The organism is Mycobacteriales bacterium (genome assembly GCA_035995165.1).
GTDB lineage: Bacteria > Actinomycetota > Actinomycetes > Mycobacteriales > CADCTP01 > CADCTP01.
Genome location: DASYKU010000095.1, coordinates 1 through 22,172, shown reverse-complemented (window position 1 = coordinate 22,172; position 22,172 = coordinate 1). Strand labels below are relative to the sequence as shown.

At 76.3% G+C, this 22,172-nt stretch carries 22 protein-coding genes; 13 read left to right on the top strand and 9 right to left on the bottom strand.

Translation table 11 applies throughout. From position 1 onward, the window contains the following. Nucleotides 1-27 precede the first annotated feature (27 nt). Both VGP36_15825 and VGP36_15820 read left to right on the top strand, forming a co-directional pair. On the top strand, nt 28-1,188 hold the full coding sequence (locus VGP36_15825; GenBank protein HEV7656182.1) for an MFS transporter: 1,161 nt from the start codon (nt 28-30) through the stop codon (nt 1,186-1,188). Further along, nucleotides 1,185-2,327 carry an MFS transporter gene (locus VGP36_15820; GenBank protein HEV7656181.1) on the top strand — a complete coding sequence of 381 codons (1,143 nt, stop codon included), beginning with the start codon at nt 1,185-1,187 and terminating at the stop codon, nt 2,325-2,327. Before VGP36_15825 ends, VGP36_15820 begins: the two co-directional genes overlap by 4 nt. A 92-nt stretch (nt 2,328-2,419) precedes the next feature. On the opposite strand, the gene VGP36_15815 is transcribed toward VGP36_15820, so the two are convergent. The 6 genes from VGP36_15815 to VGP36_15790 all read right to left on the bottom strand — a co-directional run bounded on the left by VGP36_15815 (nt 2,420) and on the right by VGP36_15790 (nt 7,934). Then, a complete protein-coding gene (locus tag VGP36_15815) occupies nt 2,420-3,136 on the bottom strand; it encodes a class I SAM-dependent methyltransferase (GenBank protein ID HEV7656180.1) in 717 nt (238 codons plus the stop codon). A 34-nt stretch (nt 3,137-3,170) separates the two neighbouring features. Then, nucleotides 3,171-3,851 (bottom strand): DUF6308 family protein, encoded by a 681-nt coding sequence (locus VGP36_15810; GenBank protein HEV7656179.1) that lies wholly within the window; start codon nt 3,849-3,851, stop codon nt 3,171-3,173. Between the two features lie 247 nt (nt 3,852-4,098). Next, nucleotides 4,099-5,685 (bottom strand): hypothetical protein, encoded by a 1,587-nt coding sequence (locus VGP36_15805; protein ID HEV7656178.1) that lies wholly within the window; start codon nt 5,683-5,685, stop codon nt 4,099-4,101. A 79-nt stretch (nt 5,686-5,764) separates the two neighbouring features. Next, nucleotides 5,765-6,259 (bottom strand): SRPBCC family protein, encoded by a 495-nt coding sequence (locus VGP36_15800; protein HEV7656177.1) that lies wholly within the window; start codon nt 6,257-6,259, stop codon nt 5,765-5,767. A 19-nt stretch (nt 6,260-6,278) separates the two neighbouring features. Further along, the gene (locus VGP36_15795; GenBank protein ID HEV7656176.1) at nt 6,279-6,881 is read right to left on the bottom strand and encodes a maleylpyruvate isomerase N-terminal domain-containing protein; all 603 of its coding nucleotides are present in this window, start codon (nt 6,879-6,881) and stop codon (nt 6,279-6,281) included. A 9-nt stretch (nt 6,882-6,890) separates the two neighbouring features. After that, entirely contained in the window at nt 6,891-7,934 is a 1,044-nt protein-coding gene (locus VGP36_15790) for a metalloregulator ArsR/SmtB family transcription factor (GenBank protein HEV7656175.1), read from the bottom strand. A gap of 65 nt (nt 7,935-7,999) precedes the next feature. Between VGP36_15790 and VGP36_15785 the strand changes: the two genes are divergently transcribed. The 6 genes from VGP36_15785 (at nt 8,000) to VGP36_15760 (ending at nt 14,322) form a co-directional block, all read left to right on the top strand. Continuing rightward, nucleotides 8,000-9,220, top strand: a complete 1,221-nt coding sequence (locus VGP36_15785) for an MFS transporter (protein HEV7656174.1) — start codon at nt 8,000-8,002, stop codon at nt 9,218-9,220. A gap of 259 nt (nt 9,221-9,479) precedes the next feature. Beyond that, the gene (locus VGP36_15780) at nt 9,480-10,328 is read left to right on the top strand and encodes a PIG-L family deacetylase (protein HEV7656173.1); all 849 of its coding nucleotides are present in this window, start codon (nt 9,480-9,482) and stop codon (nt 10,326-10,328) included. Then, nucleotides 10,325-11,437 (top strand): glycosyltransferase family 4 protein, encoded by a 1,113-nt coding sequence (locus tag VGP36_15775; protein ID HEV7656172.1) that lies wholly within the window; start codon nt 10,325-10,327, stop codon nt 11,435-11,437. The genes VGP36_15780 and VGP36_15775 overlap by 4 nt, the downstream gene beginning before the upstream one ends. Further along, a complete protein-coding gene (locus tag VGP36_15770) occupies nt 11,434-12,399 on the top strand; it encodes a lysylphosphatidylglycerol synthase transmembrane domain-containing protein (GenBank protein HEV7656171.1) in 966 nt (321 codons plus the stop codon). Before VGP36_15775 ends, VGP36_15770 begins: the two co-directional genes overlap by 4 nt. Then, the gene (locus VGP36_15765; GenBank protein HEV7656170.1) at nt 12,399-13,142 is read left to right on the top strand and encodes a phosphatase PAP2 family protein; all 744 of its coding nucleotides are present in this window, start codon (nt 12,399-12,401) and stop codon (nt 13,140-13,142) included. The genes VGP36_15770 and VGP36_15765 overlap by 1 nt, the downstream gene beginning before the upstream one ends. Then, nucleotides 13,126-14,322, top strand: a complete 1,197-nt coding sequence (locus VGP36_15760) for an MFS transporter (GenBank protein HEV7656169.1) — start codon at nt 13,126-13,128, stop codon at nt 14,320-14,322. The genes VGP36_15765 and VGP36_15760 overlap by 17 nt, the downstream gene beginning before the upstream one ends. Here VGP36_15760 and VGP36_15755 read toward each other — a convergent pair. Continuing rightward, nucleotides 14,246-14,707 carry a hypothetical protein gene (locus VGP36_15755; protein ID HEV7656168.1) on the bottom strand — a complete coding sequence of 154 codons (462 nt, stop codon included), beginning with the start codon at nt 14,705-14,707 and terminating at the stop codon, nt 14,246-14,248. The two genes, VGP36_15760 and VGP36_15755, sit on opposite strands and share 77 nt — an antisense overlap. A 211-nt stretch (nt 14,708-14,918) precedes the next feature. On the opposite strand from VGP36_15755, the gene VGP36_15750 reads away from it, so the two are divergent. Genes VGP36_15750 through VGP36_15740 form a run of 3 tightly spaced genes read left to right on the top strand, consistent with a single transcriptional unit; the run spans nt 14,919 to nt 17,910 of the window. Further along, complete coding sequence (locus VGP36_15750; GenBank protein HEV7656167.1) at nt 14,919-16,373, top strand: HAMP domain-containing sensor histidine kinase; 1,455 nt, start codon at nt 14,919-14,921, stop codon at nt 16,371-16,373. A 7-nt stretch (nt 16,374-16,380) separates the two neighbouring features. Next, a complete protein-coding gene (locus tag VGP36_15745) occupies nt 16,381-17,064 on the top strand; it encodes a response regulator transcription factor (GenBank protein ID HEV7656166.1) in 684 nt (227 codons plus the stop codon). A gap of 18 nt (nt 17,065-17,082) precedes the next feature. Next, a complete protein-coding gene (locus VGP36_15740; GenBank protein ID HEV7656165.1) occupies nt 17,083-17,910 on the top strand; it encodes a hypothetical protein in 828 nt (275 codons plus the stop codon). A gap of 58 nt (nt 17,911-17,968) precedes the next feature. Here the strand turns inward: VGP36_15740 and VGP36_15735 are convergent, their stop codons facing one another. Both VGP36_15735 and VGP36_15730 read right to left on the bottom strand, forming a co-directional pair. After that, a complete protein-coding gene (locus tag VGP36_15735) occupies nt 17,969-19,540 on the bottom strand; it encodes a phospholipase D-like domain-containing protein (protein HEV7656164.1) in 1,572 nt (523 codons plus the stop codon). 47 nt (nt 19,541-19,587) lie between these two features. Further along, entirely contained in the window at nt 19,588-20,307 is a 720-nt protein-coding gene (locus VGP36_15730; GenBank protein HEV7656163.1) for a VIT family protein, read from the bottom strand. 108 nt (nt 20,308-20,415) lie between these two features. On the opposite strand from VGP36_15730, the gene VGP36_15725 reads away from it, so the two are divergent. Both VGP36_15725 and VGP36_15720 read left to right on the top strand, forming a co-directional pair. Continuing rightward, nucleotides 20,416-21,558, top strand: coding sequence for an acyltransferase (locus VGP36_15725; GenBank protein ID HEV7656162.1), 1,143 nt, complete (start codon nt 20,416-20,418; stop codon nt 21,556-21,558). 24 nt (nt 21,559-21,582) lie between these two features. After that, nucleotides 21,583-22,172: SDR family NAD(P)-dependent oxidoreductase (locus VGP36_15720; protein HEV7656161.1), on the top strand; the 590-nt coding region annotated here is incomplete at its 3' end.

The window sequence follows — 22,172 nt, the reverse complement described above, 5'->3', positions numbered from 1 at the left end:
GCGGCCCCGCCCGGTTAGCGTGGCCGGGTGCAGGACGAGCAGGTAAGGGTCAGCACCGGCAGAGGAGCCGGCGTCGCCGCGATCATCGTCGCGGCGGTCTGCCTGCGCCCGGCGCTGACCTCCGTCGGCCCCGTGCTCACGCTGATCGGCGACGACACCGGGCTGAGCAACACCCTGCTGGGCCTGCTCAGCGCGCTCCCGTTGCTGGCGTTCTCGGCGGTGTCGCCGCTGGTGCAGGGGCCGGCCCGGCGGCTCGGCATCGAGCGGACGGTGGTCTGGGCGCTGGCCGCGCTGGCCGTCGGGGTGGTGGTCCGGTCGCTGCCGGGGCTGCCGTCGCTCTGGCTCGGCACCGCGCTGGCCGGCGCCGGCATCGCCGTCTGCAACGTGCTGATCCCGGTCGTGGTCCGCCGCGACCACCCCGCTCGGGTCGCGTTGATGACCGGGCTCTACTCCGCGACGATGGGGACGGCCGCGGCGCTGGCCTCGGGGGTCTCGCTGCCGCTGTCCCACCTGCCGGGCGAGTGGCGCTGGTCGCTGGGGGTCTGGGCGCTGCCGGCCGCCGCGGCGGTGGTGTTCTGGAGCCTGCGGCCGCCGCGGGAACAGGCGGTGCCGCCCCCGGAGGTCGACCACCGACCCGTCTGGCGGTCGGCCGCGGCCTGGCGGCTGACCGCGATCATGGGCCTGCAGTCGACCAGCTTCTACGTGATGGCCGCCTGGCTGCCGTCGATCGCGACCAGCCACGGCGTGTCCGGCACGCTCGGCGGCTGGTACCTGTTCGCGTACCAGGTGGTCGGCCTGCTGACCGGCCTGGCCGTGCCCGCGATCCTGCACCGCACCGGGACCGCGGCCACCGGGGCGATCGTGAGCGCGCCGATGGTCGCGGCCGCCCTCGGGATCGTGGTGCTGCCGGCCGCGCTGCCGCTCTGGGTGGTCCTGGCCGGGGCCAGCTCCGGCGCCGCCCTGGTCTACGCGCTGACCCGGATCAGCCTGACCGCCCGGACCTCCGCGCACGCCACCCGGCTCTCGGGCATGGCCCAGTCGATCGGCTACCTGCTGGCCGCGACCGGGCCGGTGGTGGTCGGCTGGCTGCGCGACCGGACCGGCTCCTGGACGCCGGCACTGCTGCTGATCGCCGCGATCGCGCTCACCCAGGGCACGGTGTCGGCGGTCCGCAGCCGGGCGACATGACCCGCCGGTCGATCGGCCTGCTCGCCGCCGGGCACGCCTGCGTCGACGTCTACCAGGGCGCGGTCGCCGCGCTGGTCCCGTTCTTCGTCTCCGAACGCGCCTACTCCTACGCGGCCGCGTCCGGCATCGTGCTGGCGGCCTCGCTGCTGTCCTCGGTCGCGCAGCCGCTGTTCGGGGCGCTGACCGACCGGCGGCCGCTGCCCTGGCTGCTGCCGGCGGCGACCGCGACCGCCGGGATCGGGATCGCGCTGTCCGGCGTCAGCTCCTCGTACGCGCTGACGCTGCTGGCGGTGGCGGTGTCCGGGGTCGGGGTGGCCGCCTACCACCCCGAGTCGGCCGCGGTGGCCCGGACCGCCAGCGCCGGCAGCCACACCGCGATGGGCTGGTTCTCCCTCGGCGGCAACATCGGCTTCGCCACCGCGCCGCTGCTGGTCACCGCCGTGGTCGCCACCGGCGGCCTGACCCGGACCCCGCTGCTGGTGATCCCGGCGCTGGCCGGCGCGGTCGCCGCGGTGGCGGCCCTGCGGGTCATCTCCGGCAGCCGGACGGCCCCGCGCCCCGACCGCGCCGGGACCGACGACCGGCGTTCGTTCCTGCGGCTGGCCGGGGCGATCGTGTTCCGCTCGATCGTGTTCGTGGGCCTCAGCGCCTTCGTCTCCCTGTACGCCCAGCAGCGGGTCGGCGGCGGCCCCGCGGTCGGCGCGGCCGCCCTGCTCGTCCTGTACGCCGGCGGCGCCGTCGGCACCGTGGCCGGCGGCCGGCTGGCCGAGCGGTGGAGCCGGGTCACGGTGGTGCGCTGGTCGTACCTGCTGACGGTGCTCGCGGTGGCCGGCGTCGTCCTGGTCCCGGGACCGGCGCTGTTCGGTTTCGTCGCGCTCGCCTCGGCCGGCCTGTACGTGCCGTTCTCCCTGCAGGTCACGCTCGGGCAGGACTACCTGCCCAGCCGGGTCGGCACCGCCAGCGGGGTCACGCTCGGGCTCACGGTCAGCGTGGGCGGCCTGGCCAGCCCGGTTCTCGGCGCGATCGCCGACGCGAGCAGCCTGCAGACCGCGCTGACCCCGCTGATCGCGCTGCCGGTGGTCAGCTGGCTGTTCGTCCGGCGGCTGCCCGAGCCCGCGATCGTCGCGGCGCCGCGCTGAGTCCTACCAGGCTCTCGACCCGGCGAGTTCGGGCCGGTGGTCTCGCGGCCGGCGAGAGGCCGGCCCCCGGGAGCAGGCCGGGCCTGGCGCGCTCAGGCCGGCAGCTCCCAGACCGACACGTGGGAGGGGCTCTCGGCGGTGAACTCGGCCCGGCTCCAGTCGGCCCAGCGCTCCCGCAGCCGCAGCCCGGCCAGCTCCGCCATCAGGTCCACTTCGGACGGCCAGACGTAGCGGTGTCGGGAATGGAAGGCCTGGCCCTCCGCCAGCCAGTAGTGGTGGGAGACGAGGCCCTGCCGCAGCAGGTCGTACGTGTCGAAGCCGACCCGCTGGTCCTCGATCCGGAACGCCTGCGCCGTCGCGCCGATCGGCAGCCGGCGCAGGTCCGGCACGAACACCTCGATCACGAAGTGCCCGCCGGGCCGCAGGTGCCGGGCGGCGTTGCGGAAGCAGGCGACCTGCTCGGCCTGGGTCAGCAGGTTCGTGATCGTGTTGTAGACCAGGTAGACGAGGTCGAACGTCCCCGGCACCCGGTCGGTGGCCATGTCGCCGAGCACGGCGTCGATCCCGTCCGCGCCCGGCTTCGCCCGCAGCGCCGCCAGCATCCCGGCCGAACTGTCCACACCGGACACCGCGATCCCGTGTTCCCGCAGCGGCAGGGCGATCCGGCCGGTGCCGATCGCGAACTCCAGCGCGCGGCCGCCGGGGGCGAGCGCGGCGAGGAAGCCGACGGCCGGGCCGAGGATGTCCGGCGCGTACATGTCGGCCGAGTCCGCGTCGTACCGGGTGGCCTGCTCGTCCCATCCGCTCATGGACCGGACCGTGGCACGAACCGCCCTGCCGTCACTACCGGAATACGGCGTCGCCGCTGGTCTCGTGTTCCCAGACGACGATGTCGGCCGCGCGCAGCAGCGACAGCGGGCGCTCGTCCGGCGTCCGGACGGTCGCGGCGAGCTCGGCCAGCCAGTCCCGGTTCGCGACCAGGTCGGCCTGCAGCAGCCGCCACAGCCGCCGCGGCGTCTGCTTGTACGGACCGGCCGGCGGGCGTTCGCCGGTGTAGAACCGGTGCACCCGGCTGTCGAAGATCGGCACCAGGTCCGGCCGCTTGCGGTGCAGGATCTTCGTCACCGCCACGGCCTTGAACCCGTGCAGGCCCTCGCCGCCGGCCTCGCCGGAGGCGACGATCGCGGCGTCGACCGCGGCCCAGGCGGTGCCGGCGGGTGGGCCGTCGTCCGCGCCCAGATCGGCGTCGAGGAAGTGGTCGGTGGCGCTGTCCGGGTGGTCCAGCACGGCCTGCATCGCGTCGAGCACGAGCGGGCCGGGCCCGGTCGGCCGGAACAGCGGCACCACCTGCCGGTAGTTGATGCCGACGCTGAGCAGCGCCGGGGCCAGGCAGTCCAGCGGCGTCAGCTCGTCCGGAACGCCGAGCCGGTCATACGTCCGGAACGCCCGCGGCCCCTCCGGGTCGGTGTAGTACGCCAGGTGCCGCGCGGCACAGTCCCGCAACGACGCGATCGAGTTCGCCATCCGCCGAGCCCCCGTGACCAGTCCGCGCGCACCCCCGCCCGCCACGTGAGTATCAACCCGGGGTCGCCCGCTCACGGCCCCGACACCCCGCGGGCAAGACCGGCGCCGAGGTCGGCGGTGCGGATGGCGAACGGGCGCCACGACGGTGGGGTCGCGGCGGCGGAGCGGGCGCGGCGGGTCTGGTCCCACCCGCAGCGGCGACCGGCGCGGACCAGGACTCCTGCGGCGCCGGCCCCCAGGTCGGCGGTCAGGGTCGTCGCTGCGGCGGGCGGCGATACCAGCCCGGCGCCATCCGGACGAAGGCGCGACCGCGGATCTCCACCTCGTTGGAGTCGGCGAACCGTGCCCCCGGATCCAGCCCGTCCTCCGAGGTGCGGATCCGGCCGGCGGTGATCAGGCCGAGGAAGCAGCCGTAGTCGATGACGTACACGTCGTAGACGTCGCTGGGATGCTGCGGATCCAGTGAGACCCCCTGGCGGACCCGGTGGATCAGGCGGGCGTCGTACAGGCGCTGGATCACCTTCTCGTTCGACTCGCCCTTGCGGCGCAGCGGGATGATCCGGCTCTTCTGCCGGGCGCAGTGCTCGATGAGGTTGGTGAACACCTCGTGCGCCTGCCGGGGCAGCTGCCGTTCCTTGTCCCGCAGGTAGAAGTCCCGGGTGGCGTTGGCCACCTGGGTCGAGCCGATCGGCCGGCCGTACGCCATCCCGGCCGCCAGCGCCGCGATCTGCAGCGCATCGCGGGGAACGCCCTCCGCGCCGAGGACGAGGTGATGGAAGCTGGCCTCGTCGGCGAACAGCTCACGGGTCAGCGCGGTCGGGCTCGTCAGCCGGCGCAGCCGATCCTTCTCCGATACACCGAGACGACCGGCGATGGCGCTCACGTGCCGGAACAGCAGGTCGGCGTAGAAGTCCATGGTGGCGGCCGCGTCGTTGCGGAACAGCAGGAAGTCGTCGAGGTCGAGGCTGGCCGCCGTGTCGGCGCCCAGTTCCAGTCCGACGGCCGTGTCCGCGCTCTGGAAGACCGAACGCCCGTGGACGGCGCTGATCTTGACGACCACCCCGCCGGTGGCCAGGAAGGTCCGGCGCAGCAGGTCGGCCATCAGCGGCTGCACCTCCAGCGGCAGTGCCGACCACTCGTCGACCAGCAGCCAGAGCTCGTCCGGCGCGATCGCTTCGGCGATCGTCTGGATGGCCGCCGACAGCGGTCCGAGCAGCACGTGGTGGGACTCGCGTCCCCGGCTCACCGTGCGCTCCAGGTGTCGCTTCGACCGCTCGGCCCGGCGGCCCACCGTGACCGAGGCGCCGGGATCGCGGGACACCGCGAGCGCCATCTCGGCCGAGCGGCCGGAGTCCGACCGCTCCTCCTGCTGCCGCTCGATCTCGACCTCGCCGACGACCCGGATCCGGGTGGCCGCCGCGGCGAGGGCGTCCAGGCCGGCGCTGACCCGTTCCAGCCGATCACCCCAGCTGTCGGCCAGCACCTGGTCGCAGATCGAACCGTGGATCGACTCGACGACGTCGACCAGCAGCGCCGTCGCCTGCGGCAGGAAGTCCTCCTGGTTCGCCGAGTAGATGTCCTCGGGCGAGCCGATCCGGCGGAGGTCGACGTACACGGCGAGCTGGCCGTCGGCGATCTTCTCCTGCCGCAGGTAACGCAACACGTGCGTCTTGCCCGTCCCGCGCCGGCCGAACAGCACGTGGTGATCGGAGGACTGCAGATGCGCCATCAGCGAGCCGACCGGCACGAAGGCCTGCTCCAGGACGCACTCGGATGACGTCTCGGCCCGCTTCGCGGCCCGGATCAGCGTCTTGGACAGGTCGGTGTCCGACATGACGTGTTCCGATCGATGGCCCTGCTTGTTCGCTTCCCTGACCAGGAGGACGGCTGGGCCGACGTTGATACAGGCTGCGTCACCCTGCGCGCGGGCCCTGGGGGAAGTCCCCGATGCCGTGGGAGGTGAGCAGGCGGGCGAGGTTGTCCAGCGCCATGCGGGTGCCGGTCTCGTTGTCGGCGGCGGGGATCGCGTCGGGGAGGCCCTCGTGCTCCATCGTCACGTCGGTGCCGCCGCCGGCGTCGGCGAGCGTGGTGGTGATCGTCATCTCGCCGGCCAGCGCCGGGTCGGCGGTCTCGAACTCGAACCGCTCGACCACCCGCTCGTCCGGCACCAGCGTCACGAACCGCCCGTGGTACGTGTCGGTGCGGGCCTCGGACTTGCCCTGCGCGTCCGGCGCGTCGTACGTGAGCGAGACCCGGAACGCGCCGCCCTCGCGCGGCTCGAACTGGTGCACCACGCTGCTCATCCCGTCCGGCACCCGCCACCGCCCGACCGCATCGGGATCCAGGAGAGCCGCGTACACCCGGGCCCGGGGTGCGGCGATGTGCTGGGTCACCCGCGTCGCGTACATCCGCCCAACCTAACGGCGCCTAGCGGTCCCAGCGGTCCAGGTCCGGCGCGGGCGCGCGGTCCAGTGCCCAGGCCGCCAGGGCGGTCGCGCCGGCGCGGTCCGGCAGCCCGGCCACCAGGCCCGGCAGCATCAGCGCGACCAACTCGGCCGGCCAGTCCGCCGGCGTGTACGCCAGGCCCAGGTCGACGTGGTGGATCTCGACCTCCCGCCACCGCGAGTAGAGCAGCCGGCCGGCCGGGACCGTCCCGCCGTCGCCCGAACGACGCACCGGCCGCTCCCAGACCGTGGCCGGGAGCGTTCCGAGCAGGCGGTCGACGGCCGCGTCGGCGGCGAGCAGGTCGGCCCTGATCTCCTCCACCGGCCGGCCCGCGCCCGCATCGATCTCGGCCGTCCGCTGGGCCTCACCGCCGGGGTACTGCTCGACCTGCCGGCCGTCGGCCGCGGCCTCCAGCCGCCGGACGACCGAGTCGGCGTTGCGGGCGAGGTGGGTGAGCACGTGCCCGACGCTCCACCCCGGCAGCCGGCTCGGCGCCCGCACGGCCGCCTCGTCCAGGCCGCCGACCGTCCCGTGCAACCGCCCGTGCGCCACCCGCACGCCCTCGACCAGCTCCGGTGACTCCACCGGCCGAACCTAGCCACCGCACCCTCCGCCAGGCCGCGCCACCCCCGTGCACGGACGCGGCACGGACTCCGTCAGGGGGTCGAGGAGGGGGAGGGCGCGGGCGGTGGTGAGGTAGAGGACGGTGCGGCCGCGGCGTTCGGCCGTGACGAGGCCGCTGTCGCGCAGGACGGACAGGTGCTGGGAGACCGCGCTCGGGGTGACGCCGAGGGCCCGGGCCAGGTCGGTGGTCGTCGCCGGCGAGCGCAGCGCCTCCAGCAGCGACGCCCGGGGACGGCCGAGCAGGCGGACCGCGGAGCCGCGCGGCGGCCGGGTGCCGGCGGTCCAGAGCGCACCGGCCCCGCGGGCCGGGTAGCGCACCGTGGTCCGCGTGGTCGTGTGCAGCTTGACCAGCACGTACGGGGTGGCGAGCACGACCGGGAGCAGCACCAGCCCGCCGCCGGCGGCCGTCACGACCCGGTCGGTCCGGGGCCGGGTCACCCGCAGCCGCCCGTCCTGCCAGGCCAGGTCCGGGTGCAGGTCCTCGAACAGCCGCCGCGCTCCCCCGCCGGTCAGCTGCCGGGCCCGGTACGCGATGTCGGCGTCGAGCACGGCCCGGATCCGCGGCCAGTGCGGCGCCACCAGCCGGTCGTACGCGGCCCGCAGCTCGGCCGCGATCGCCCGCAGTCCGGCGGCCGGGTGCGCGGCCAGCTCGGCCGCCGCGTCCGGGAGGTCGTCGCCGAAGACCCGGCGCAGGCTGGCCCGGACCTGCCGGGCGGTGGTCCGGCGCATCGCGGCGAGCTCGTCGTCGAGGGTGCCGGCCGCCGAGACCGGCGCCGGGAACAGGAACTGCGGCCAGCTCGGCCGGCCGTTGACGATCAGCGGCCAGGTCCGCGGCAGCTCCAGCGGCCGGGCGGCGAGCTCGTCGGTGGCCCAGCGCAGCCAGCGCAGGCTCTGCTCCGGCCGGGCGGCGACGCCGCCGAGCAGCTGCAGCGCCGACAGCGTCTCCGACAGCGGCGAGACCGCGAACCGGGTCCCGGCCAGGTCGTCGACGCCGAGCTCCACGGTCAGGGCCACCGGCCGAGTATGTAGCACAGAGCTACACACTGTCCCGACGACTGTCCTGATCGGACACTCGCCCGGTGACCCGACTGTCCACCGAGTACCGGCGGCTGTGGTGGGCGGCGGCGGTGGACAACGTCGGCGACGGCGCGTTCGCCGCCGCCGTTGCGCTGCTGGCGGTGACGATCACCCGCGATCCGCGGCTGATCTCGGTCGTCTCGGCCGCGACGTACCTGCCCTGGCTGGTGTTGTCGTTGCCGGCCGGCGCCCTCGTCGACCGGTACGACCGGGCCGCGCTGATGTGGCGCGCGCAGGCCCTGCAGGCCGGGCTGGTCGCCGTCGTGGCCGTGCTGGCCGCGTTCGGGACGATCACGATCCCGGTGCTCGCCGTGCTCGCGTTCGGGCTCGGCGCGGGCGAGGTGGTGTTCGGCAACGCGGCCCAGGCGATCCTGCCCGACCTCGTCCCGAAACCCCTGCTGCACAAGGCGAACGCGGCCCAGTACACGGTCACCACGATCGGGCAGCTGTTCCTCGGGCCGCCGGTGGGCAGCCTGCTGTTCGCGGTCTCGGTGGCGCTGCCGTTCGGCCTGGACGCCGGGACGTTCGCGCTGTCGGCGGCGCTGCTGGCCACGCTGCCCCGGCGGGCCCGGCCGTCGGGGCAGCTGCCGATCCGGACCGCGATCGCGGACGGCCTGCGTTACCTGACCCGGCACCGGCTGCTGCGCACGCTCGCGCTGCTGCTCGGCGTCAACAACTTCTGTTTCCAGCTCGGCGGCGTGACGCTGGTGCTGCTGGCCACCCGGACGCTGCACCTCGACGCCCGCGGGTACGGGCTGCTGCTCGCCGGCGGGGCCGTCGGCAGCGTGGTCGGCGGGCTGGTGAACGCGCGGATCATCGCCCGGACCGGCGCGCTGCCGGCGCTGCTGGCCGCGCTGGCGGCGAACGTGCTGCTGTTCGTCGGCATCGGGCTGGCGCCGGACCCGGCGGTGCTGGCGGTGCTGCTGGCCGGCAACGGGTTCGTCACCGGGCTCTGGAACATCGTGACCGTGAGCCTGCGCCAGCAGATCGTGCCGTCGGAACTGCTGGGCCGGGTCAACAGCGTCTACCGGATGCTGGGCTGGGGGCTGATCCCGCCCGGCGCGCTCACCGGCGGGCTGGTGGCGCACGCCCTCGGCGTCCGCGCCGGCTATCCCGTCGCCGGCGCGATCCGCGCGCTCGCCCTGCTCGTCGCGCTCCCCGTCCTCGTACGGGAGCTCAGCGCGGAGCGGGGCCCCGGTGGGCGACGTGGTCGGCCCAGGTGAGTTCGCCGACGGCGCGGTCGGGGGCGAGGTTCGCACCGGCCCGGATCGCCCGCGCCGCCGGACTGCGGACCGGCAGGATCAGCCGGCGCCGCCCGGTGGCTCGCAGGTACGTCCGGACGAGCCCGGCCATCGGGAGAGCCTCCGGCCCGGCCAGGTCCGGCCGCCATCGACGTGCTCGCCGACCCGGACCGCCTCGCCGCCTCCGCCTGGGCTGAGCCCGTTTGCCGTCCGTTTGCCGGGGGGTTTCTAGCGTCGCGCCGTGACCACGCCGTCCGCGGTCGACGCGGCCTCCCGCACCCTCGTCTGCCTGCACGCCCACCCCGACGACGAGGCCCTGCTGACCGGCGGCCTGATGGCCCGCGCGGCGGCCGAGGGGCACCGGGTCGTGCTGGTCGTCGCGACCCGCGGCGAGGCCGGGCTGACCGACGCCGCCCGCCGGGACGGGCTCGGCGACCGCCGGGTCCGGGAGCTGGAGACGGCCGCGTCCGCGCTCGGCTGCTACGACGTGCGCTGGCTCGGCCACGCCGACTCCGGCATGGACGGTGCGCACCGGGTCCCGGGCGCGTTCGCCGACGCCGACGTCGAGGCCGTGGCCGAGCAGGTGGCCGTGATCCTGCGGGCCGAGCGGGCCGACGCGCTGACCGTGTACGACCCGGCCGGCGGCTACGGCCACCCCGACCACGTGCAGGTGCACCGGGTCGGGGTCCGGGCCGCGGCGCTGGCCGGCACGCCGGTCGTGCTGGAGGCGACCGTGGACCGGGACACGCTGCTGCGGGTGGTCCGGCTGCTGCGCCGGCTGCCCGTGCTGCGGCGGCGCTGGTCGATGCCGGCGCTGGACCGGGCGTACACGCCGCGGGCGGAGCTGACCCACGAGCTGGACGTCCGGCCGTACCTGGCGGCGAAGCGGGCGGCGCTGGCCGCGCACGCCAGCCAGGCCGGCGCCGACACCGGGATCCGGACGGTGGCGGTGCTGCTGCGGCTGCCCCGCCCGGTGTTCGCCCGCGTCCTCGGCCGGGAGTGGTACGTCGAGCGCGGCCGGGTCCCGGGCCCGCCGCTGTCCGACGACGTCTTCGCCTCGCTGCGTACGCCGGTCCGGCAGGACGCATGAGGATCGCGCACGTCAGCGACTCGTACCTGCCGCGGCTCGGCGGGATGGAGCTGCAGATCGCCGGGCTCGCGGGCCACCAGCAGGCGGCCGGGCACACCGTCGAGGTCGTCACCGGCTCCGGCCCGGGACCGGAGCCCGATCCGCTGCCGGTGCACCGGGTGAGCGGCCCGCGGGTACGCCGCCCCGCCGCCGCCGTCCGTACGGTCCTGGGCGGGAAGTTCGACGCCGTGCACGTGCACGTCGGGGTGGGCTCGCCGCTGGCGTTCTCGGTCGCGGGCGCGGCCGCCCGGGCCGGCATCCCGACCGTGGTGACCGTGCACTCGCTCTGGGCGTACGTGGCCCCGATCTTCCGGTCGGTCGACGCGGTCGCCGGGATCAGCCGGTTGCCGATCCGCTGGACCGCGGTCAGCGCGGCCGCCGCGGCCCCGGTCCGCCGGATGCTCCCCCGCGGCACCACCGTGACGATGCTGCCCAACGGCATCGACCAGGGGGACTGGGACCAGCCGCGGCGGCCCCGGATCCCGGACACGATCGTGATCGCCGCGGTGATGCGGCTGACCGTTCGCAAGCGCACCCTGCCGCTGCTGCGCATGCTGCGGCAGGCCCGGGCCGAGATCCCGGACTCGATCCGGCTGCGGGCCGTGGTGCTCGGGGACGGACCGCGCCGGCCGGCGGCCCAGCGGTACCTGCGCGAACACGGCATGATGCCGTGGGTGACCCTTCCCGGCAGTGCCCCGCGCTCGGTCGTCGCCGGCCTGCTGCACTCGGCCGACGTGTTCGTGGCGCCGGCCGGGCTGGAGTCGTTCGGCATCGCGGCGCTGGAGGCCCGCTGCGCCGGGCTGCCGGTGCTGGCCCGGGCCTCGACCGGGGTGGTCGAGTTCGTCCGGCACGGGCAGGAGGGGCTGCTGTCCGGCACCGACGAGCAGATGGCCGCGCAGCTGGTCCGGCTGGCCACCGACGAGCCGCTGCGCGAGTCGATCTCCCGGCACAACCGGGAGACGCCCTGCCCGATCAGCTGGGACGCGGTGCTGGCCCGCTCGGCCGCCGCGTACGACGAGGCGGCGGCGCTGCTGGGCATGCCCCGTCCGCTCACCGGGGCCCGGCGGTGACCGCGCTCGACCCGATCGAGGACGGCCGGATCTCGCCGGTGACCACCGGGCTGGCCGGGCTGGTCGCGCTCGGCGCGGTCGTCGTCGCGGTGCTGCACCGGTCCGCGCTGGCCGGTGGGGCCGGCCAGCTGCTGGCCGCGGACGGCGAGTGGCTGATCTTCGCCGCCGCGGCCGCCTGCCTGATCTGGATCTCCGGGACGGTCATGCAGATGGGCGTGCTGGCCGACCGGCCGCCGCTGCTGCGGCTGTTCGCGGTCCAGGTCGCGGGCTCGTTCGTCAACCACGTGCTGCCGGCCGGGGCCGGCGGGCTGGCCGTGAACGTCCGGTTCCTGCGCCGGCAGGGGATGACCCGCGACGCCGCGTTCGCCTGCCAGGCACTGAACGCCAGCGCCGGCGCGGTGACCCACCTGGCGCTGCTGGTGGCGACGATCGCGTTCGCCCCGCCGGCGCTGCGGACGGAGGCGAGCACCCGGGTCGACCGGCTCTCCGACGGGTCCGGCGGCCTCGTGCTGGCCGGTGTCCTGGTCGTGCTGGCCGCCGCCGCGGTGCTGGCCCGGCGGCCGCTGCGGGCGGTGCGGGTCCGGGTGGTCGAGGAGTACCGCCGGCTGGCCGCGGTCGCCACCCACCCGCGGCGGGCGGCCCAGCTCTGGGCCGGCGCGCTCGCCCTGCCGGTCGTGCACGGGATCGTCCTGTACGGCGTCCTGCACGCGGTCGGGAGCCCGCTCCCGCTCGGGGTGGTGCTGGCGGTCTACCTCGGCTCGTCCGCGCTGAGCGCGCTGATCCCGTCACCCGGCGGCATCGGTAGCCTGGACGTCGTGCTCGGAGCCGCGTTGGTCGCGTCCGGCCTGACGGTGCCGGCGGCCGTGGGCGGGCTGCTGGCGTACCGGTTCCTCACGGTGTGGGTGCCGCTCGTGCCGGGCGCCTGGACCCTCGGGGTGCTCGTGAAACGCCGCATCATTTGATGGGATTGCGCCGCGACCGCGTCCGGCCGTACCTGCTCGGCGAGATCGTCGTCGTGCTCCTGCTGGTGCGGGTGTACGACTGGGTCCGCCGGCTGGCCGCGACCCGCAGCGGCGAGGCCGAGCGGCACGCGGACGACGTGCTCGCGCTGGAGCGGGTCCTGCACCTGGACCTCGAGCACCCGGCGAACGACTGGCTGTCCCGGCACGGGCTGTTCGAGCTGCTGGCCGGCGGCTGGTACCAGTTCGCGCACATCCCGGTCACGATCGGGCTGCTGGCCTGGTGCTGGTGGTTCCGGCCGGACGCGTACCGGCCGGCCCGGACCGCGCTGGTCGCGATCAACCTGGTCGGGCTGGCGGTCTTCCTGGTCTACCCGGTGATGCCGCCGCGGCTGCTGCCCGGCGGCGGGTTCGTCGACTCGCTGGCCGCGGCCGGGCTCGGCACCGGACCGGCCGGACCGGTGTCCCCGGACGAGTTCGCGGCCATGCCCTCGCTGCACCTGGCCTGGGCGACCTGGGTCGCGGTGCTGGCCGGCACGGTCCTGACCGGCCGCGTACGGAAGATCGGGGCCGCCGTCTACCCGCTGATCACCGCCGCGGTGACGGTCACCACCGCGAACCACTACACCCTCGACGTCGTCGCCGGGGTGGCCGTCGCGCTGGCCGCGACCGCCGCGACCGGCGTGCTGCGGTGGGCGCCGGCGCCCCGGCCGCTGGCCGCCGCCGAACGTGCCGCCCCGACCTGAGCCGGCGGCCAACCGGATCAGCCCGGTCCGGTTCGTCGTCGGCTTCGGGATCGTCTCCGCGCTGGCCGACGTGGTCTACGAGGGCGCCCGCTCGATCATCGGGCCGTACCTGGGCTCGCTCGGCGCGACCGCCGCGGTCGTCGGGCTGGTCACCGGCGCCGGGGAGGCGGCCGCGCTGGTGCTGCGGCTGGTCACCGGCCGGTTCGTGGACCGGTCCCGGCGGCCCTGGCCGCAGACGATCCTCGGCTACGGGCTGACCGCGGTCTGCGTACCGCTGCTCGCGCTGGCCGGCGGCCTGACCGCGGCCGGCCTGCTCTACAACGGCGAGCGGGTCGGCAAGGCGGTGCGGACCCCGGCCCGGGACACGATGCTCGCGCATGCCTCGGCGAAGCTCGGCCGCGGCTACGCCTTCGGGCTGCACGAGGCGGTCGACCAGGTCGGCGCGATGACCGGGCCGCTGCTGATCGCGGCGACGATCGCGCTCGGCGGCGGGTACCGGCTGGCGTTCGGGCTGCTGGCCGTACCGGGGGCGCTGGCGCTGGCGGCGCTGGCCCGGCTGCGCCGCCGGGCGCCGGACCCGGCGGTCTGGGAGCCGGCCGTGGAGGTCCCGGAGAAGAAACGGCTGCGGCTGGAGGCCGGCCTGCCGCGCCGGTTCTGGCAGTACGCGGCGTTCTCCGCGACCACCATGCTCGGCTTCTCCACCTGGGCCGTGCTCGCCTTCCACCTCACCAGCCGGCACCTGCTCGCCACCCCGCTCGTCCCGGTCCTGTACGCGGTGGCGATGGCCGCGGCCGCGATCGCCGCCGTCGCCTTCGGCCGGGTCTACGACCGGATCGGGCTGCGCGGGCTGGTGGTGCTGCCGCCGCTGGCCGCGGTGGTCCCGCTGCTCTCGTTCTCCGCGACGACCGGGCTGTTCGTGGCCGGCGCGGTGGTCTGGGGCGCCGCCATGGGCGTGCACGACTCGACCATGCGGGCCGCCGTCGCCGACCTCGTCCCGGCGCACCGCCGCGGCGCCGGCTACGGCACCTTCACCGCCGTGTACGGCCTGGCCTGGCTGGCCGGCGCGGCGCTGATCGGCCTGCTCTACGAGCACGGCCTCGGCGTCACGGTCGCGTTCGTGGGGACGGTCCAGGCGGTCGCCCTGGTTCTGTTCGTGCCGCTCCTGCGTGCCGCTCGCTGACCGGCCCGGCCGCCACCACGGCCAGCGTGAGCAGGTCGGCGGCGACGGCCGCGGTGCCGGCCGGGGACCTCCAGTGGCCGACGACGGTGCTGGCGCCGGGCCAGCCGATGCCGCGGCTGACCAGGTAGCCGGCCAGGGCCGCGGCGGCCAGCAGGCCCGCGCCGTACCAGTCCCAGCGGGTGTCCCGGGCGGCGAGCAGGCCGGCGGTGAGCAGCGCGGCGGCCGCGACCGTGGCCAGGCCGGCGTCCAGGTAGGCGGCTCTTCCGCCGGTCCGCAGCGGGGCGACGTGCGTGCCGGCGAGCAGCAGCAGTGCGACGATCCCGGCACCGCGGCGGCATACGGAACCGGGCGTGGGACCGTGTGCGGGTGGGACGGACTCGGTCACCGGGCTCCTCGGCGGGTGCGGGCGATCGGTGTGGTGCTGGCGCCGATGCCGGCCGCGGTAGACGGACATGACGCTAGGTCAGCGCCGGTCAACGGCGCCGGTACCGGAGGTCAGCGGACGGTCAACGCCCGCTCCCCCGCCCCCCGTCGCCCCTCCGGACCCCGCGCCCGGGCCGGTGCCGGGGCCTCGGCGGGACGAGGACGGGCGGCTGGTGCCGGTGCGGCGCGCGGTCGGCTCGGCGATCCTCGTCGTCGCCGTCCTCGCGGTGACGTTGTTCGCGGTCCCGCTGGCGATCGCGGCGGCCCGGCTCTACCGCGGCGAGGCCGCCGCCCGCCTGTCCGCCGAGGCCAGCCGGGCGGCCGGGTCCCTGTCCGGCGACACCTCCGGCCTGGGCGCGGGCCTGCCCGAACCCCGGCGCCCGGAGACCCACCTGGCCGTGTACGACGCCGGCGGCACCCGCCTGACCGGCACCGGCCCCGCGCACAGCGCCCTCGCGGTCGCCGTCGGCGCGGGCCGGGACGAGGAGCAGGAGCTCTCCGGCGGCGAGCTGGCCGTCGCCGTCCCGGTCCGGTCGGGCGGGCGGGACGTGGTGGTCCGGGCCGCGGTCGCGTACGACCGGGTGCTGGACCGGACCTGGGCCACGTTCGGGGCGATGGCCGTGCTCGCGGTCCTCGTGCTCGCGGTCGCGGCCCTGCTGGCCCGCCGCCAGGCCGGCCGGATCGCGGCCCCGCTGGAGGAGCTGACCCGGGCCGCGCACGCGCTCGGCGAGGGCGACTTCGCGGTCGAGCCGCGGTCGTCCCGGCTCTACGAGGCGGCCGAGGCGGGCCGGGCGCTGCGGGCCACGGCCCGGCGGCTGGGCGGCCTGCTGGAGCGGGCCGGGTCGGTGGCCGCGGACGCCTCCCACCAGGTCCGTACGCCGCTGACCGCGCTCCGGCTCGGCCTGGAACGGACGCTGCTGACGCCCACCGCCGACCGGGACGCCGCGATCCGGGAGGCGCTGGCGCGGGCCGACCGGGTCGAGTCGACCGTCGACGAGCTGATCGCCCGCGGTCGCGACCCGCTCGCGCCGGTCGGGCCGGTGGACCTGGGCACGCTGGTCGAGTCGGCCCGGGCCGGCCGCTGGGCCGAGCTGGCGGCCGGCCGCGGCCGGGAGGCGCTGATCCGGGTCGAGCCCGGGCTGCCGCCGGCCGCGGCGACCCCGGCGGTCCTGCACCAGGTCCTGGACGTGCTGGTCACCAACGCGCTCGCGCACGGGGCCGGCACGGTCACGGTCACGGTCCGCACGGCCGGGGGCGGGCTCGCGGTGGACGTGTCCGACCAGGGACCGGGGTTCGACGCGGCCGGGCTCGCGGCCGCGTTCCGCCGCGGGGACCCTCGCGCTCGCGGCACCGGGATCGGCCTCGCCCTCGCCCGCGATCTCGCCGAGTCCATCGGCGCCCGCCTCGTCGTCACCGACCCCGGCTCCGGCCCGCTGCGCGGCCCCGAAGTCGGGCCCGGAACGGGGCCGGAAGCCGGGCCCGAGGCGGGGCCGGAAGCCGGGCCCGAGGCGGGGCCGGGAGCCGGGCCCGAGGCGGGGCCGGGAGCCGGGCCCGGAACGGGGCCGGGAGGCCAGCCCGGGGCGGGGCCGGTGGTGAGTCTGATCCTTCGGTCGTGGACGGCGGCATAATCGCTGCGTGTCCGAGCTGCTCCTGGTCGAGGACGACCCGGACATCGGCGACCAGCTGGCCGGCGCGCTCGCCACCCAGGGTCACCGGGTCCGCTGGGCCCGCACCGGCCGGGCCGCGCTGGAGCACATGGCCGGCGGGGCCCGGGTCGACCTGATCCTGCTCGACCTCGGCCTGCCGGACCTGGACGGGACCGCGCTGTGCCGGCAGCTGCGCTCGGCCCTGCCGGACGTGGTGATCGTCATGCTCACCGCCCGTACGGACGAGATCGACGTGGTGCTCGGCCTGGACGCCGGGGCCGACGACTACCTGACCAAGCCGTTCCGGCTGACCGAGCTGCTGGCCCGGGTCCGGGCCCACCTGCGCCGCGGCAACTCCGAGCCGGCCCCCGAGCCGCCGATCGGGGTCGGCCCGCTGCTGGTCGACCCGGGCAGCCGCCGGGTCACCGTGGACGGGGTGGAGGTGCCGCTGCGGCCGCGGGAGTTCGACCTGCTGGCCGTGCTGGCCCGCTCGGCCGGGGAGGCGCTGAGCCGGGAGCGGCTGATGTCCGACGTCTGGGACGAGAACTGGTTCGGCTCGACCAAGACCCTCGACATGCACGTCCTGGCCGTACGGCGGAAGCTCGGCGAGGCCGGCCTCACCGGTCGCATCACCACCCTGCGCGGCTACGGCTACCGCTACGAGGCGCCCTGATCCCCGTACGGTCGGCGCGTGGTCCTCGCATTGCTGTGCGCGCTGGCGGCCGCCGTCGCGTACGGCGGGGCGACCGTCCTGCAGGCGGTCGCCGCGGCCCGGGCCGACCGGGCCGAGGGGCTGGACCCGCGGCTGCTGCTGCGCCTGCTGCGGTCCGGACCGTACGCGGCCGGGCTGCTGCTCGACCTGGTCGGCTTCGCGCTCAGCCTGGTCGCGCTCCGCCAGCTGCCCGTGTACGCCGTGCAGTCGGCGATCTCGGCCAACCTCGCGGTCGTCGCGCTGCTGTCCGGGCCGGTGCTGCACGCGCGGATCGGCCGGCCGGCGTGGCTGGCGGTCGGCGCCGTCGTGGCCGGGCTCGGGCTGGTCGCGCTCTCGGCCGGGCGGGAGCACCCGGGCGTGCTGTCCGGATCCGGGCGCTGGGGGCTGCTCGCGACGGCCGTGCTGCTGTCGCTCGTCGCGGCCGCGCTGGCGCGGCGGCCGGGCGTGACCGGGATCGTGCTCGGGCTGCTGGCCGGGCTGGAGTTCGGGCTGGTCGCGCTGGCCGGCCGGGTGGTGCCGGCGACCCTCGACCCGACCGTGCTGGTGCGGGATCCGGCGGTGTGGGCGCTGCTCGGGGCCGGCGCCGTCTCCCAGGTGCTCTACCCGGCCGCGCTGCAGCGGGGCTCGGTCACCGCGACCTCGGCCACGGTCGTCGCGGCCGAGACCCTGGCCCCGGCGCTGGCCGGCGCGGCCCTGCTCGGCGACACGCCCCGGCCGGGCTGGGTGCCCGCGGCCCTGGCCGGCGTCGCCCTCGTCCTGGCCGGCGCGCTGCGCCTCTCCCGGACCCAGGCCGTACAACCCGCCTGACCCTGCCGAGGCCGGCGGACAGGCCGCACCGCCCGCCTGACCCGCCGACGCCGGCGGATCAGAAGGTGTGCCGGCGACGGAGCTCGCGCGGCCGCCCGTCCGGGTCGTAGGCCGTGCGGTAGAGCGCGGCCGCCCACCAGGACCGCGGATCGGCCGAGTCGTCCAGCGGCCGCAGCCGGCCCGGCGGCCGCGGCCCCGTACGGCCCCGGTCGTGCCAGGCCTGCAGGGCCCGCGCCGACGCCGCCATCGGGTCGAACGCGGACCGGACGTCGAGCAGGTCGGCGACGTCCCCGTCGGCCCGGTCGAGGTGCTCCCGGGCCAGCGTGAGCCGCAGCTCCCGGGCGAACGCCCGCGGCCCCTCGGCCTCCCCGGCCGTCTCGTCCAGCACGACCGCGGCCAGCTCGGAGTCGTGGGTCCAGGACCGCCGGTTGAGGTTGTCCGACCCGACCGAGGCCCAGATGTCGTCGACGACGCAGACCTTCGCGTGCACGTACACCGGGGTGCCCTGCGGGTTCTCCACGCCGTAGATCGCGACCCGGTCCCCGCCGGCGGCCCGGATCCGGTCCAGCGCGCGGCCCCGGCCGACCAGGTTCGGCGGCTTCGACAGCCGCCCGTCCTGGTCCGGGTGGTGCGGCAGCACCACGATCAGCCGCAGCTCCGGCTCCCGCCGCAGCGCCGCGACGAACACCGACGCCACGTCGGCCGACCAGAGGTACTGGTCCTCGACGTAGATCAGGTGCCGGGCCCTCTCCAGCGCCTTGAGGTAGCCCCGGGCGACGCTGCGCTCCCCCGCCGGCGCGAACGGGTACCCCCCGCGCCGGGCCGGGTACGTCCGCAGCAGCTGCACGGTGTGCGGCCCGGCCGCCGGCGGCTCCGGCAGCGGGCCCGGCAGCGGGCGCCGCCGCCGCTCGTGCTCCCGGACCCGGTCCACGAGCAGGTGCACCGGGTTGCGGGACAGCGGCTGCGGGTCGTCCCACCGCTCCCGGAACACCGCCTCGACGTCGGCCACGGCCGGCCCGCGGATCTCCAGCTGCACGTCGTGCCAGGGCGGCCGCGGTCCGTACGCCGCGGCCATCCCCATCGGCTGCGGGTCGCCGGCGTGCGTCGCGTCGTCCCGGCGGCTGTGGCACAGGTCGATCCCGCCGACGTAGGCGACGTCCAGCTCGGGCCGCCCGGGGTGCCGCAGCACGACGAACTTCTGGTGGTGCGAGCCGCCGAGGCGGACCCGCATGTCCAGCAGGCACTGGCCGCCGGCCCGGTTGATCTCGGCCCCGAGCCGCCGGTTCTCCGCGGCCGAGAACGCCAGCCGGTCCAGGTGCGAGCGCCAGACCAGCCCCCGGACGTCGACCCCGCGCCCGGCCGCCCGGGCCAGCAGCCCGGACACCTCGCTGCCGGGCTCGCCGGTCAGCCGCTCGTCCGGGTCCCCGCGCCAGTCGGTGAACAACACCAGGTCCCCGGCGACCGTACGGTCCACCGCGGCGACGAGGGCGGCGAAGTAGCGGCCGCCGTGCACCAGCGGGGTGACCCGGTTGCCGGTCGACCAGGCCTCGCCGCCGGGGTGCCGGCGGTCGATCCCGGTCGCCGGGTTGCCGCGCTCGGCCGCCGTCAGCAGCCAGTCCTCCACTCCCACGACTGCTGTCTACCCCCTCGGGTCCACGGGCCGCCGAGGGGGTGGCCTCAGTGCAGGGCGGTTCCGAAGAGGTAGCCGATGGACCAGGTCAGCGCCAGGCCCGCGGCGCCACCGAGGACCACCCGCAGGACCGCCCGGCGCGGGTCGCTGCCGCCGATGCGGGCGCTGACCGCCCCCGCGATCCCGAGCGCGGCCAGCACGGCCGCGACCGTGACCCAGACCCGCGCCCCCACCGGCGGCAGCAGGATCGCCACCAGCGGCAGCAGCGCCCCGGCCACGAACGCCACCGCGGAGGCGAGCGCCGCCCGCCCCGGGCTGGCCAGCTGGTCGGGGTGTACGCCCAGCTCGGCCTCGGCGTGCGCGGTCAGCCCGTCGTGCGCGGTCAGCTCGACCGCGACCTGCCGCGCGGTCTCCGGCCGCAGCCCCTTGCCCTCGTAGATCGCGGCCAGCTCGGCCAGCTCCGACTCCGGCATGTCCCGCAGCTCCGCCGCCTCCTTGGCCAGCAGCGCCCGCTCGCTGTCGCGCTGGCTGCTGACCGAGACGTACTCGCCCAGCGCCATCGAGACCGTCCCCGCGACCAGCCCGGCCAGGCCCGCGGTGAACACCGGTCCGCGGGCCGGGGTCGCCCCGGCGACGCCGACGACGATCCCGGCCACCGACACGATCCCGTCGTTGGCCCCGAGGACGCCGGCCCGCAGCCAGTTCAGCCGCCCGGCCAGGCCGCCCGCATGGGGCTCGTACGGATGGGTCGCCAGCTGCTCGCTCACCCCACCACTGTCCGCAGATCCGGGATCGGCCGCCAGCAAGGCAAGACTTGCCTGATCTGGACATGAACCCCAGCGAGTCCGAAGGCGTACCAGAGGACGGTGACCCGTGTGGAGCAAGCTCCGGTGTCTGCCCCGGCCCGCAGCCGGCTGGCCGGGCTCGACGGGCTGCGCGGGTTCGCCGCGCTCTACGTGCTGCTGTTCCACTGCTGGCTGCTGACCTACCCCGGCTTCCCGCGCAACCACGGGCCGTGGTGGCTCGGCGGGCTGCTGTTCGGGCACCTGGCCGTGGTGTTCTTCCTCGTCGTCTCGGGCTTCTCCCTCTCGGTGTCGCCGGCCCGGCACGGCTGGCGGCTCGGCGGGATCGGGCGGTACGCGCGCCGCCGGGCCTGGCGGATCCTCCCGCCGTACTGGGCGGCGCTGGTGTTCAGCCTGATCGTCGCCTGGTCGTACGGGCCGCAGCCGCACTCGGTCGCGCCCACCGGCCGGACGGTCGCCGTCTACGGCCTGCTGCTGCAGGACCTCGTGGTCGCGCCGACCCCGAACGGCACGTTCTGGTCGATCGCCGTCGAGGCCGAGCTGTACGTCGTGTTCCCGCTGCTGCTCCTGCTCCGCCGCCGGCTCGGGACCGTGGCGATGGTGGTGCTGGCCACGCTGCCGGCCGTCGCGGTCGGCCTGTTCGGCCCGGCCGTGTCGCCGGTGAACAAGCTGAGCGGGCTGACCCCGCAGCTGGCGCCGCTGTTCGTGCTCGGGATGGCCGGCGCCGGGATCGTGGTCGCCTCGGACCGGGTCCGCCGGCTGCCCTGGCCCTGGCTGGCCGCACTGGCCGCCGCTCCCGTGCTGGCCGTCATCGTGATCCGCGGCACCATCTGGACCGTCCGCGAGTACGTCTGGATCGACCTCGCGATCGGCCCGGCGCTGGTGCTGCTGCTGGTGGCGGTGACGTCCGGGCGGCCGGCGCCGCTGGTCCGGCTGCTGGACACCCGGCCGGTGCGCGGGCTGGGCTCGTTCTCCTACAGCCTCTACCTGGTCCAGCTGCCGCTGGTGGTGATCGTGAGCCGCACGATCAAGCACCATGACCTCGTCCCGCGCGGGCTGCCGACGTTCTGGGCCACGCTCGGGGTGGCCGTCCCGCTCGCGCTGGTCGTGGCCCGGCTGTTCGCCGCCGTCTTCGAGATCCCCTTCCAGCGCCACCGCGGCTGGCCCTTCCACCACCCACGGGAAGAAGCGGAGGAGACTCCGGTTAGCCTCTGAGGGACGGACGCGGAGGAGGACCGGATGACCGGCTTGGTGCGGACAGGGTTCGGGGCGACGTCGACGGCGGCGGAGGTGGTCGCGGGCGTCGACCTCACCGGCCGGCGGGCGATCGTCACCGGCGCCTCCTCCGGGATCGGGGTCGAGACCGCGCGGGCGCTGGCGGGCGCGGGCGCCGAGGTGACGCTGGCCGTGCGGAACGTCGAGGCCGGGTCGCGCGCGGCGGCCGGCATCGCGGGGGACGTCCTGGTCGCGCCGCTGGACCTGGCCGACCAGGCGTCGGTGGCCGCGTTCGTGGCCGGCTGGACCGGACCGCTGCACGTGCTGGTGAACAACGCCGGGGTCATGGCCACCCCGCTGCTGCGCACGGCCGAGGGCTGGGAGCTCCAGTTCGCCACCAACCACCTCGGCCACTTCGCGCTGGCCACCGGCCTGTCCGAGGCGCTGGCCGCGGCCGGCGACGCCCGGGTCGTCTCGGTCAGCTCGGTCGGGCACGTCAACGGCGGGGTGGACTTCGACGACCTGTTCTTCGACCGCCGCCCGTACGACCCCTGGCTCGCGTACGCGCAGTCGAAGACCGCCAACGTGCTGTTCGCGGTCGGGGCCGCGGCCCG

What these genes read in the sequence shown, in the direction of transcription:
- VGP36_15800 (HEV7656177.1), bottom strand. Translation starts at nt 6,259, where the DNA reads ATGTACGCGACGCGGGTGACCCAGCACATCGCCGCACCCCGGGCCCGG.
- VGP36_15765 (HEV7656170.1), top strand. Translation starts at nt 12,399, where the DNA reads ATGGGATTGCGCCGCGACCGCGTCCGGCCGTACCTGCTCGGCGAGATC.
- VGP36_15815 (HEV7656180.1), bottom strand. Translation starts at nt 3,136, where the DNA reads ATGAGCGGATGGGACGAGCAGGCCACCCGGTACGACGCGGACTCGGCC.
- VGP36_15820 (HEV7656181.1), top strand. Translation starts at nt 1,185, where the DNA reads ATGACCCGCCGGTCGATCGGCCTGCTCGCCGCCGGGCACGCCTGCGTC.
- VGP36_15775 (HEV7656172.1), top strand. Translation starts at nt 10,325, where the DNA reads ATGAGGATCGCGCACGTCAGCGACTCGTACCTGCCGCGGCTCGGCGGG.
- VGP36_15805 (HEV7656178.1), bottom strand. Translation starts at nt 5,685, where the DNA reads ATGTCGGACACCGACCTGTCCAAGACGCTGATCCGGGCCGCGAAGCGG.
- VGP36_15810 (HEV7656179.1), bottom strand. Translation starts at nt 3,851, where the DNA reads ATGGCGAACTCGATCGCGTCGTTGCGGGACTGTGCCGCGCGGCACCTG.